The sequence below is a fragment of the Vibrio sp. 1CM7H genome, from assembly GCF_023161645.1.
Taxonomy (GTDB): domain Bacteria; phylum Pseudomonadota; class Gammaproteobacteria; order Enterobacterales; family Vibrionaceae; genus Vibrio; species Vibrio diabolicus.
In genome coordinates, this window is record NZ_JALNTV010000001.1 from 1,755,529 (window position 1) to 1,767,223 (window position 11,695).

An 11,695-nucleotide genomic window follows, 5' to 3' on the forward strand; every position below is an offset into this window, starting at 1 on the left:
CCCCGCTTCTTTCAACTTAACATAACAAAGCCAGTCCCTTGAGATTGGCTTTGTTATTTGTAACACGAAATCTTGTTTCTCTGACTTCAAGCCGTGAAATCAATACGTTACTATGATGACATAGTGTTCAGTTTTACAGCAGCATGAGGTACCCACATGTCTGAAAAAATATCGACGTCGGCATTAGCTAAAATGCGCAAGGTTGAAGCCAAGCTGTTGTTTGCCGATCTCAAACGTGCTGGCTACATTGTTCGCCAAGACGAAAAATGGATTCTGACAGAAGAAGGCGCCAAGTTTGGCGGCGAGTATGTGGATCACCCTAAATTTGGCCAGTTCATCGTCTGGCCGACCAATTTACATATTGAGCTGACTTCCAGCTCAGGGAAAACATTAAGCGCCACGCAGCTGGGTGAAAAGCTGAAACTGAATGCGAAGCGCATGAACCAACTGTTGAGTGAGTTGGGGTGGATCGCCAAATCTGAAGAAGGTTGGAGTGTCACTGAAGCTGGTATACGCGCTGGTGGCCAGCAAAGAACCGATAAAGAGACACAAAATACCTTTGTCGTATGGCACGATGTGGTGCTGCGTAATAAGCGTCTTAAGCAGTCTGTCATTGAATTTTTAGGGCAAGATGCGGAGTCACACTCCACGGATAAATCTTACTCAAGCTTTCGCCAAAAGTTTGAAGCCAAATACCGAACATTAGATGGGCATTACGTGCGCTCTAAGGGGGAGTTGCTCATCGACAACTGGCTGTACTTGGCTGGTGTGGTGCACGCTTATGAACGTCAGCTGCCGATTGACCAAGATGTCACCAGTGATTTTTATTTGCCAGGCGGTAAAGTCTATTTACAGTTTTGGGGAAGTGATACTGGGGAGATGGCTGAGGCTGACCGTGAGACCATTCGTACTGTTTATGAGCAGCATCATTTCAACCTTATCGAAGTCAAACCGAGTGAACTAGACAAGTTAGATGAAGTGCTGCCTAAGCGTCTTCGTCAGTTTGGTATTAAAGCTTATTAACGACTTAAGCCCGCTGTTCAGATAAGAAAAAACCCGTGATCAATCACGGGTTTCGTATTTTTAGCGTGCATCTAGGCTGTCATCCTATGGATTAAAAACCTTTGATGTTTTCCGCTTCTAGCTCCGAGAAGTACTTCACAGTCTTCACTTTCAGTTCTTGTTGAGCTGGCTCGTCACATACGATCACTGCTTTAGGGTGAAGTTGAAGTGCAGAAACCGTCCATAGGTGGTTTACACAACCTTCTACTGCTGCTTCAAGTGCTTGAGCTTTGTTATGACCTGTTACCAGAATCATCACTTCTTCTGCGTCTAGCAGTGTACCCACACCGATAGTCAGTGCGTATTTAGGCACTTGGTTGATATCGCCGTCAAAGAAGCGAGAGTTCGCAATGCGAGTGTCTTCAGTCAGTGTCTTGATGCGAGTACGAGAAGACAGAGATGACGCTGGCTCGTTGAACGCGATGTGACCGTCGTTACCCACGCCGCCCATGAACAGGTTGATCTTGCCGTAAGACTTAATTTTGTCTTCGTAACGCTTACATTCTGCGTCGTGATCGTCAGTGTTACCGTTCAGTAGGTTGATGTTTTCTTCTTGGATATCAATGTGATTAAAGAAGTTGTTGTACATGAACGAGCGGTAAGACTCTGGGTGATCCGCAGGGATGCCAATGTACTCATCCATGTTGAAAGTCACGACGTTTTTGAAGCTCACTTCGCCGGCTTGGTAAAGCTCGATTAAGGCTTTGTAGGTTGCTAGAGGAGTGCCACCAGTTGGTAGACCCAGAACGAATGGACGCTCAGCAGTAGGTTTAAAGTCGTTGATACGCTTAGCGATATGCGCAGCTGCCCACTTACCTACTTGTGCTGCTCGAGTTAACGGGATAAGTCTCATTTTGTGCCCCTAGTTATTGGAATTTACGATGTACCGAAACATTAATTCGCATTATAAAATAAGTAATGACGAACTGCTATTGTTTTAGGTCAAAATTTTGCTTTTTCTTTAACCAGTGTTGATTTTATCGACTGTTTTTATATCTAAATGCTTTTATAAGCCGATTTTTTACAAAGAAATTGCATTATGAAACTGACGAATTGATAGATAAAATTTATGATCTAAATTAAGTTCTGTCTTCGCACTTAACCTTGTTTTTTAACAACCTACAGAGTGTGAAACCGCACACGAACTTCAAATATTATGGGATGGACATGGCACGACGCTCATTCCTTAACCATAATTGAAATGTGTAAACCAGTGAGGAATTCGGTATGAAAAATGAGTTAGATCCGAGCAAAGTACTACAGGCTTACGAATGTGTGATGAACAACGGTACACCAACCGAATTTGGCAAAATGTATGAAGGTGTAGAAGCGTTTTCCGATTACGACGGGTACAACGTTTTCTTACGAGGGAATGGTGTTGAGCTAAAGGTTGGCTTCCACAATACCTATCAATTGGAGTACGACCAAGAGCACTTGAAAGAGAGCTTTTTGAAAAAGATCGCGATGCTTGCAAAGTAGACTGGCAGCACTAAATACTAAAAAAGCCCTTGGGAGAACGCGCCCTTGGGCTTTAGGAGAAGAAATGAGCTTGTTTTGCTCGCTCAGTCAAACCAAACGAGCTTTCGCCTATTACCTACTGCTAGAAAAAGGCGAGAATTAGTTTATTTGGTTATTAATCGTCTTCGACCAAACTCTCTTCAATGTAATCTTCTGTCGCGTCAGGCTTATTACGACCATTTAGCGTGTGGAAGCGCTTGCGACCACGAGCAAGTTGGGTGTACTTTAGCCACGTACGCTCAAGTTTTGTTTTTGCTTTGCCTGGGTTTTCTAGCACCTTGATGAAGTGTTTCTCTTCGCTATTTTCAGGTGTTAATTCGCCTGACTCTAAGCCAAGCATAGTATCCCCATAAATTGTTAGGATTTCCTCTTCCGAGAGAGTAAAATCGCCAGACTTTGCAAAGCCGCGTGGGAATTTTACGTTGTCGTAAAAACGTTTTTTGCCATGACGGAATTCAGTGTCAGACATGTCAACAGCCTCTGTAACCGTTATTGATGAATGTAGTGAACTACGGCGAAAATTAGGCGTAAAGCTAACAAAAGAAAAACAAAACTTTTTTGTCGTCATGATTTTAATTAGTTGTTAATCTGGTTTTATATTAACCAGGAGATGGTTTATGGATGTAAAAGTCTTTCGAACATTTTTAGAGCTGGCAAGGGTTCGTCACTTCGGACGCGCCGCTGAGAATCTTTATATTACCCAAGCTGCAGTGAGCGCACGTATCAAACAATTGGAAAGTTACTTCGATACGCAATTGTTTATTCGTGATCGAAATAACATAAAGTTGACCTCTGCAGGTGAGCGCTTAATCAGTTATGCAGAGGTGATGGTCACCACATTGCAACAAGCGAAGCTAGAGTTATCGCTTGAAGATGGCAAAGCGCTGCAATTAACGTTAGGCGGTACGCCAAATATTTGGGACGCCTACTTGCAGAACTGTTTAAGTGTCGTCACAGATTCATTTGGTGGTTATGGTTTTATGGCAGAAGTGATGGGGCGGGAAATGCTCAGTCGCAGCTTGCTAGAGCGCACGTTAGATATGGCATTTGCGTTCGACCAAATCAAAGCTGATGAGCTTAACTGCAAAAAAGTGGCTGATGTTGTTCTCGTTTTGGTATCGACTGAGAAAGACTCTTTAGACACCGTTTTTGAAAACAAATACGTGTACGTTGACTGGGGGACGCGTTTCTCCTCAGAACATTCTGAACGTCACCCTAAGATCCCGGCTCCGTATCTGCGCACGTCAACGGCGCGCATTGCATTGGACTTTATTTTGGAGAAGGGCGGTGCCGCTTACTTACCCATCTCTCTGGTAGAGCCCTTTATTGCCAACGGGCAGCTTCACAAGGTGTCTGGCGTAGAAGATTGGTGTCGCCCTATCTATTTGAGCTATCGTAAAGCTAGCTCGTCTGTAGACGCGATTAAGCAAGTGGAAGAAATTGTCAAAGAGATTGATCCACTGACGGCTTACAGTTTTCAGCAAATTGGTTCCGGCACTTCCGACGAATAGCTTTGAGTGAAAAGTCAGAGAAATTAAAAAGCCGTCTTGGAAAATTCAGGCGGCTTTCTTTTATCTCGATGAATCGATAGTTATGGCAAGTCAAATAGCAGGGCGGTTGTGCTCCCGTTTGATGTATTGCGTAAAACAACCTTACTTTGCTGTTCGATCTTCGCGCCGTCGCCTGCCGTCAAGGTGGTATTGTCGATGCTAAGGCTCCCCGTTACTTGGTGAACGAATAAGTTTCTACCCGATTCTATCTCAAAGTTAAGTTCGCTATTTGGTTCAAGAATTAACTGATGTAATGTGGCATCTTGCTTAATAAGTAGCGTACCGTTTTCTCCTGTTGGAGTCGCGATAGTTGTTAATCCAGGCGTGCGACCAAAGTCTTTTTGCTGATAACCTGGTTTGGTTCCAAATGTATTTGGCTGAATCCAAATTTGTAGAAAGCGCAGCGTGTCGCGGTTCGACGCATTGTACTCACTGTGGTAAATCCCTTTCCCTGCCGACATGAGTTGGAATTCCCCGGCAGGTAATGTTTTCACGTTACCTTCGCTGTCTTTGTGCGCGATAACACCTTCCAGCACATAGCTGATGATCTCCATATCACGATGGCCATGTGTATCAAAACCTGCGCCAGGTTGGACTACATCGTCATTAATGACTCTCAGCTCAGAAAAGCCCATATGTTGTGGATCGTAATAGCTACCGAAAGAAAACGTATGTTTGCTATCAAGCCAGCCAAAGTTTGCTCGACCTCGGTCTGCTGCATGTCTTACCGTAATCATGGGGTCTCCTTAAGAGAGCTTTTTGTTCAAGAAGTTATCTAGCGCGGCCTTACCTGCGCCAGAAAACGCCAGTGAAACACTTGCTGCCAGTAAAGCTAAGCCAAACTCGTAACCGTTGTTTGCCATGAACAAACCGTTTTCAAAGTGGACGGAGAATATCGCTACCACCATCGTGAACGCTAAAGCAACGGCTGCCGGGCGAGTTAGCAGGCCAAGCAAGATGAACAAGCCGCCAAAGAACTCTGCGCTGCCAGCAAGGAATGCCATTAGCACGCCAGGACCTAAACCGATGGATGCCATCCACTGACCTGTACCTTCTAACCCATAGCCACCAAACCAACCAAACAGTTTTTGTGCGCCGTGCGCCATAAAGATAATGCCGATTGGAATGCGAAGTGATAGTGCGCTGTAACCTGCGTTTGAAGTGGTGATTTTCTGTAATAGTGCTTTCATGATTCTGTCCTCTGACTCTTTTCAATGAGTGGGAAGCGTGTGCTCCCGTGCTGTTGAGAACAGTTTAGGTGGTGGTGAGAATAAAAATAACGGGAGTATTTTGATAAACTCGTTCTAAAAAATTGAATAATGGATTTTTGTTATTTTTAATCAGTTGCTTGAGTGTTTTTTATGAGTTTTTTATGCCAGTTTTGTCGTGTTTTAAATCAGGTTCCATCATTATTTTCGATAAACATTTTTGCTGTTAAACAAAAAAAAAGAGCACAGGTTGCTGTGCTCTATTGCTTTCGCTATTAACAAGGGAGAAAGGTGTGTTAAAGAAAACCGTCAGAGGTTCATTAAGCTCTCTAGTGACTCCTCTACATTGTTGTAGTGATAGGTTCGAATATTACGTCCATCCGTGGCATTAATTTGAATTTCTGAGATCTCGTTATCTGAGTCTCGTTCGATAATTCCAATTGAATGATCTACGGATTTACTGGTAATAACCTTTTGGTTTCTTAGTACAATTACGCAAGTGTGTAAGTCCATGCCAATTCCCTTTAGCCGACGTTGTTGTGATGTTCTGAATCTAACTTTAGTGTACAAAAGCGCTAATGCCAATAAATCTCAATATTGAGTTCCGAAAATGGCTAATTGTAGGCGCTTAAGCAAGCTACAATAACATTATATTGAACGATGCCTGTGAACAATAAATGACAAAAGGCATGAGCAAGGAAAGCACTATGTTTATTCACCCCCATACCTCACTGACTTTCGAGCAGTGTCATAAGGCGCGAGTCGCGCGAGACAGCCGCTTTGATGGGCGATTTTATGTGGCTGTGAAAACAACGGGGATCTTTTGTCGCCCAATTTGTCCGGCTAATTTACCTAAAGAAGAAAATGTAGAGTACTTCACCGATAAAGCGCAAGCTCTCCAAGCGGGGTACCGTCCTTGTTTGCGTTGTCGACCTGATAGCGCGCCGGGTTCTTGGGCATGGAAAGGCGTAGAAACGACCTTTCAACGAGCGATTTCGTTAATTGATCGAGGGGAACTGCATCATCACTCGGTGTCTGAGCTAGCAGAGCGTGTTGGGATTTCGGATCGCTACTTACGTATGTTGTTTGAGCAGTATCTAGGCATGTCACCCAAGCAGTATGCGCAATATCAACAATTAATGTTCGCCAAACAGTTACTTCATTCCAGTTCTATGTCGGTCACGGAAGTAGGCTTCGCCGCCGGTTTTAATAGTACACGCCGCTTTAACGATGCTTTCCAAAAGTTTCTCAAACTGACGCCTTCTCAAGTCCGTCGCAAAGAGTTTGATGGTATGGGTAGCAATCGAATTGCCTTGCCTTATCGAGGTGAATTGAATTGGCAGCACATGTTGGACTTCTACCGTTTACGAGCGATTGAGGGGGTTGAGCAGGTGAGTGATGAGAGTTATCAGCGCAACGTTTGTCTGGATACCAGTAAAGCGTGGTTTAAAGCAACCAAAGGTGAAGGGTACCTAGAGCTAGCGTTTGAAATTGAAGACGTAACGAAGCTGCAAAACTTGGTGTCTGACATTCGTCGTATGTTCGATCTTGACGCCGATATTTGTACTGTTGAGCAGCATTTGGATTATGTTGCACCGGGGCTTGTGTCGAGTAAAGGTATTCGGATTCCTGGTGTATGGAATGCATGGGAGGCTGGAGTTCGAGCGATTTTAGGCCAACAAGTGTCGGTCAAAGCGGCGATTGGTCAACTTAACTTATTGGTGGCCACACTTAGTGGAGAGTCAGAAAAACGCTTTTTCCCGACACCAGATGCGATAGCGAATACCGACGTGAGCTTTTTGCGCATGCCGCAAAGCCGTAAAGAGACGCTAGTGCGCTTCGCCCAGTTCATGCAGGACAACTCAGAAGCCGACCCCCAGAAGTGGCTAGCCTTGAAAGGCATTGGACCTTGGACAGTCAGTTATGCTCAACTGCGAGGGCAATCTCAACCCGATTGCTTTTTAGATAAAGACTTAGTGGTGAAAAAGGCGATGCAGCGTTACCCATCACTGAATACGCACACTGCGGCCCCTTGGGGAAGCTACGCGACGTTTCACTTATGGAATCAATCATGAAAACATTTTATACCGAAATGCCGAGCCCATTAGGAACGGTGACCATCCAATCTAACACTGAGGGCTTGCTTGGCATTTGGTTTGAAACATGCACCACTAAGCCGAGTGAACTGGGAGCGCGAGACGATCAACACCCGATTTTGCGCCAAGCTGTTACCCAGTTGAATGAATATTTTTCTGGCCTACGTAATGAATTTGAGCTGCCTTTGGCGGCTACAGGCACGGATTTTCAAAATCAAGTTTGGCAGGCACTAACGACCATTCCATACGGCGAGACGTGGAGCTATCAAGATCTCGCCAACGCGATTGGCAACCCTAAAGCTGTGCGCGCTGTTGGGTTGGCAAACGGAAAAAACCCTATTTCTATCGTGGTGCCTTGTCATCGCGTTATTGGCAAAAGCGGTAAATTGACAGGGTATGCTGGTGGAGTAGAGCGCAAGCAACGTTTACTTGCGTTGGAGCAAGGTACACCACTTTAAGTAAGGCGATTCTCATATTGTGATTAAGCGAGCTACACAGGGGAAACGATAGTGTAGAGTTTCATATTCGTTATACGAATAGAAAAAGGATAATAAGGACATGCCTTTCAAAACGGATTTTGATGCATTCATGAGTGAGTGTTGGCAGCATCACGAAGCACAGCCCGAACAAACTTATGCTCAATTGGAAACGGCTCTGAGTGAGGTGGAAAACGTTAGCCACATCGAGCGAATATTCGCATTGATGCTGCACACCGCGATTGGGCACCTCCAGCGTCCAGAACCGTTTCTTGCTTGTTTAGAGCGCTTTGATAAACGCAATGTTGCCGAGAGTTCGGCATTGCAACGCAGTATTGCCGTTGCGCGCTACTTCGTAGATGGCACTGACAATATGGAATTATTGGAAGAGCAAGAACAACGCCGAGTTTACGCTCTGATTTCGAATGAACTTTCTGCGCTTGCTCAGCTTGAACTGGCGAGCCAATGGCTGGAGAAAGCCGCGCTAGGTATGACACCACAAGATGCTGAAGGGCCGCTAGCGCGCTCTATCGCAATCACGGCAAACAACTTGGCGTGTCAGTATGAAGCGCTGGCTGAGCGCACGGATATGGAAAAATCGAGGATGCTAGAAGCGGCCAAGCTCGCGTTGGATTACTGGAAAGTGGCGGGTGGTTGGATGAAAGAAGAACGTGCAGAGTATCGCTTAGCGATGAGTTTACTCAAAGCGGGTGAAGCCGGACAAGCCAAGCAGCATGCCGAGCGCTGCGAAGCCATTTGTCAGAAAAATGGTGGTGACGCGTTTGAGCTGTTCCATGCGCATGATTTGCTGATGCAAGTGCACTTCCATCTTAACCAGAAATATAAAGCTCAAGTGGATGTGGGGATGCAGCAATACTGCACAACGAGTTCGTTGACATGATCTCAACGTTGAATAAAAAAGCCCCGAGCGAATGGCTCGGGGCTCATATTTTGCAAGTTCACTCATTACACGATGTTGATTAAGCTATTTGCGCTTTTGCCTGGTATCGTCCTGGTTTATGGTTCATCGCCAAAATCAAGTTTGTCGCCACGGCACCTAGGACGGATAGAGCGATAAGGTGCACATCCACAATGAACAGCGACATCACTACGATGGCACAATCGAGTGCCATCTGAACTTTACCCGCTCGAATCCCAAAACGTTCCTGAAGGTACAACGCTAGAATGTTAAAACCGCCTAAACTCATCTTGTGACGGAAAATCACCAACATACCTATTCCAATTAACCCACCACCTAGAAGTGCTGCATAGAAAGGTTCGATTCGTGAAATTTCAATCACATGGTGCAGATGATCGACCGCAAAAGAAACAATCGAGACCGCAATGAAAGTATTAATGGTGAAGCGCCATCCCATGCGCACTACAGACAAAATATAAAAAGGGAGGTTGAGAGCGAAAAATATCTGACCAAAGCTGAAGTCACTCACTTTGGTAAGGAAGATCGCCAAACCAGCCGTACCTCCGGTGAGCAATCCTACTTTGCTGAAAAATATTACCCCAAGCGACACTAACGCACTGCCGAGCGTCAGAGCCAAGAGGTTCTCTCTTAGGCTATGATCTTTATCCATAAAATTTTTTCCTTGGTTTAAAAACCGCGCCGGAGACAACACGTCCATCCAACGCGATAAACAGTTGCCAAAATAGCAACTAACAAATCGGCCAATAAAATGTCGCGAAAAGTGATGAATGTCGAGTTTTTGGACAAGATTGTGCTGATGCTAGCCTGTTTAACATAATGTACACAGGTAGAAAAACAACAAGGAAAAGTTATGATTAAGACAGTCGGCACTACCCAAATCAACGCATTACATCGACTGAGTTGTCACTGCGGAAAAGTTGAGCTGGAACTTGCATTACCTAATGGTATTGAGAAGCCGAGACGATGTGATTGCTCCATGTGTCGACGTCGCGGCGCGATTGTGGCATCTGTGCCTCTGAATGGTATTCGTATCGTGCAAGGCGAAGACGTTTTGAAGCTGTATCAATTTAACACTCGCACAGCGAAGCACTTTTTCTGTGGCGAATGTGGTATTTATACGCACCATCAGCGTCGCTCTGACCCGAGTGAGTACGGCTATAATGTCGGCTGTTTAGAGGGCATCAACCCATATGAATTGGGAACTATCGAAGTGATGGATGGCGTTAACCATCCATCCGACCGTTAGGTTATATCGCAAGTTAAGCGCCTGACGCGCGGTGCTTTTAGGTAAATAAACCGCTATTCATCCACAAATGCACTGCAATACTGGCGGCATAACCCAAGGCGATGACGGGAGCCCATTTTAGGTGGCCAAAGAAGGTATATTGACCACGCGCGGCTCCCATTAATGCGACACCTGCCGCAGAGCCAATTGAAAGCAAGCTGCCCCCCACACCCGCAGTCAATGTGACAAGTAACCAGTTCCCCATCGACATGCTTGGTTCCATGGTCAGTACAGCAAACATAACCGGAATGTTATCGACGATGGCAGATAGAACACCAACCATCACGTTGGCCCAGACAGGGTTCCATTGGTTGTACATGACGTTTGAAACCAGTTCGAGATAGCCAAGTAAGCTCAAACCGCCGACACACATCACTACGCCGTAGAAGAACAGCAAGGTATCCCATTCTGCGCGAGATACACGGTGGAACACGTCAAACGGAACGACTGAACCTAAGCGTTTTAATGCGTGATCGTCGCCATTGGCAATTGCCATGGCCGCTTTTTTTGCCAAAGAATGTTTGAGTGTTTGGCGTAAGAAATAACCGAAAAATTGTAGGTAAGCCAAGCCCATCATCATGCCCATAACGGGTGGGAAGTGCAGTAAAGCGTGGAAAGAGACTGCGGTGGCAATCGTCAGAATGAATAGTGCGACAATACGTCTCGCGCCGCGTTTCAGTTCTACGTGTTGGTGAATCGTATTCGGTTTGGTGTTTGGAACAAAGAGTGACATCAAAAACGCAGGAACCAAATAGTTCACCAGTGACGGGACGAATAACGGGATGAATTCAGCAAAGCTGACATGCCCGGCTTGCCACACCATCAGGGTCGTAATGTCACCAAACGGGCTGAATGCACCGCCAGCGTTGGCAGCGATAACAATGTTGATACAGGCAAGATTCACGAATCTAGGATTATCACCAGAGACTTTCATCACCACAGCGCACATCAAGAGGGCTGTGGTTAAGTTATCGGCAATCGGTGAAATAATAAAGGCGAGAAACCCCGTCAGCCAAAACAGCTTTTTGAAGCCAAAGCCTTTGCCGACCATCCACGCCTGTAAGGCATCGAAGAGTTTGCGCTCTTCCATAGCATTGATGTAAGTCATCGCTACTAACAAAAACAGCAGCAGTTCCGCGTATTCCAACAAGTTGTGTTCTAGTGCGGATTTGGCGATTTCTGGCTGGTTGTGTTGAGCAAAGGTGTAGCCAATCAGAATCCAAATTAACCCTGCAGCGAGCAGCACAGGCTTGGATTTTCTCATTTTCAGATACTCTTCCAACATAACCAGTATGTAAGCAATCGAAAAGATAATGAGAGCCGCGTAACCGACACCAGAATTAACAAGGTTCAGTTCATTGGTGGGGGCAGCAAAGGTGGCGCTAGAGAACAACAAACAGCAGAAAGCCACAATTGGATAGATTGGCATAGACATTTCTCCTTTGTCTGGTTGGAGAAATATTAGCCACAAATTAATGAGTTAGTTGTGAGAGAGCTCGAATTAACAGTAGGAGTTAGGAAATGATAGTGTGCGCCACTATTTTCTGAGTGACGCAATGC

14 protein-coding genes are annotated in these 11,695 nt (G+C 45.4%); 7 read left to right on the forward strand and 7 right to left on the reverse strand.

Annotated elements, in window-relative coordinates; genetic code table 11:
* Positions 1 to 156 precede the first annotated feature (156 nt).
* The gene (locus MSG33_RS07670; RefSeq protein ID WP_248380464.1) at positions 157 to 1,023 is read left to right on the forward strand and encodes a glycerol kinase; all 867 of its coding nucleotides are present in this window, start codon (positions 157 to 159) and stop codon (positions 1,021 to 1,023) included.
* Between the two features lie 91 nt (positions 1,024 to 1,114).
* Here MSG33_RS07670 and nagB read toward each other — a convergent pair whose 3' ends face one another.
* Positions 1,115 to 1,915: a glucosamine-6-phosphate deaminase gene (gene nagB, locus MSG33_RS07675; RefSeq protein WP_006740926.1), complete on the reverse strand. Its 801-nt coding sequence runs from the start codon at positions 1,913 to 1,915 to the stop codon at positions 1,115 to 1,117.
* Positions 1,916 to 2,289: 374 nt separating this feature from the next.
* Here nagB and MSG33_RS07680 point away from each other — a divergent pair, with 374 nt between their 5' ends.
* Positions 2,290 to 2,541 (forward strand): DUF3081 domain-containing protein, encoded by a 252-nt coding sequence (locus MSG33_RS07680; RefSeq protein ID WP_005392042.1) that lies wholly within the window; start codon positions 2,290 to 2,292, stop codon positions 2,539 to 2,541.
* A 154-nt stretch (positions 2,542 to 2,695) separates the two neighbouring features.
* Here the strand turns inward: MSG33_RS07680 and MSG33_RS07685 are convergent, their stop codons facing one another.
* On the reverse strand, positions 2,696 to 3,049 hold the full coding sequence (locus tag MSG33_RS07685) for a DUF413 domain-containing protein (RefSeq protein WP_005392041.1): 354 nt from the start codon (positions 3,047 to 3,049) through the stop codon (positions 2,696 to 2,698).
* Between the two features lie 148 nt (positions 3,050 to 3,197).
* Between MSG33_RS07685 and MSG33_RS07690 the strand changes: the two genes are divergently transcribed.
* The gene (locus tag MSG33_RS07690) at positions 3,198 to 4,091 is read left to right on the forward strand and encodes a LysR family transcriptional regulator (protein WP_005374436.1); all 894 of its coding nucleotides are present in this window, start codon (positions 3,198 to 3,200) and stop codon (positions 4,089 to 4,091) included.
* Between the two features lie 80 nt (positions 4,092 to 4,171).
* On the opposite strand, the gene MSG33_RS07695 is transcribed toward MSG33_RS07690, so the two are convergent.
* From MSG33_RS07695 to MSG33_RS07705, 3 genes are all read right to left on the reverse strand, one after another.
* On the reverse strand, positions 4,172 to 4,867 hold the full coding sequence (locus tag MSG33_RS07695) for a pirin family protein (RefSeq protein ID WP_182035898.1): 696 nt from the start codon (positions 4,865 to 4,867) through the stop codon (positions 4,172 to 4,174).
* Positions 4,868 to 4,876: 9 nt separating this feature from the next.
* Positions 4,877 to 5,320: a DoxX family protein gene (locus MSG33_RS07700; protein ID WP_006740929.1), complete on the reverse strand. Its 444-nt coding sequence runs from the start codon at positions 5,318 to 5,320 to the stop codon at positions 4,877 to 4,879.
* 327 nt (positions 5,321 to 5,647) lie between these two features.
* The gene (locus MSG33_RS07705; RefSeq protein WP_017633816.1) at positions 5,648 to 5,851 is read right to left on the reverse strand and encodes a hypothetical protein; all 204 of its coding nucleotides are present in this window, start codon (positions 5,849 to 5,851) and stop codon (positions 5,648 to 5,650) included.
* A gap of 194 nt (positions 5,852 to 6,045) precedes the next feature.
* Between MSG33_RS07705 and MSG33_RS07710 the strand changes: the two genes are divergently transcribed.
* From MSG33_RS07710 to MSG33_RS07720, 3 genes are all read left to right on the forward strand, one after another.
* Entirely contained in the window at positions 6,046 to 7,413 is a 1,368-nt protein-coding gene (locus MSG33_RS07710) for an AlkA N-terminal domain-containing protein (protein WP_248380466.1), read from the forward strand.
* A complete protein-coding gene (locus tag MSG33_RS07715) occupies positions 7,410 to 7,892 on the forward strand; it encodes a methylated-DNA--[protein]-cysteine S-methyltransferase (protein WP_005392035.1) in 483 nt (160 codons plus the stop codon). The genes MSG33_RS07710 and MSG33_RS07715 overlap by 4 nt, the downstream gene beginning before the upstream one ends.
* Before the next feature lie 100 nt (positions 7,893 to 7,992).
* On the forward strand, positions 7,993 to 8,811 hold the full coding sequence (locus MSG33_RS07720) for a hypothetical protein (RefSeq protein ID WP_248380468.1): 819 nt from the start codon (positions 7,993 to 7,995) through the stop codon (positions 8,809 to 8,811).
* Positions 8,812 to 8,890: 79 nt separating this feature from the next.
* On the opposite strand, the gene MSG33_RS07725 is transcribed toward MSG33_RS07720, so the two are convergent.
* Complete coding sequence (locus MSG33_RS07725) at positions 8,891 to 9,499, reverse strand: YitT family protein (protein ID WP_248380470.1); 609 nt, start codon at positions 9,497 to 9,499, stop codon at positions 8,891 to 8,893.
* A gap of 201 nt (positions 9,500 to 9,700) precedes the next feature.
* On the opposite strand from MSG33_RS07725, the gene MSG33_RS07730 reads away from it, so the two are divergent.
* On the forward strand, positions 9,701 to 10,096 hold the full coding sequence (locus MSG33_RS07730) for a GFA family protein (RefSeq protein ID WP_248380471.1): 396 nt from the start codon (positions 9,701 to 9,703) through the stop codon (positions 10,094 to 10,096).
* Between the two features lie 37 nt (positions 10,097 to 10,133).
* Here MSG33_RS07730 and nhaD read toward each other — a convergent pair whose 3' ends face one another.
* Positions 10,134 to 11,564, reverse strand: coding sequence for a sodium:proton antiporter NhaD (gene nhaD, locus MSG33_RS07735; protein WP_005392020.1), 1,431 nt, complete (start codon positions 11,562 to 11,564; stop codon positions 10,134 to 10,136).
* Between the last annotated feature and the right edge of the window lie 131 nt (positions 11,565 to 11,695).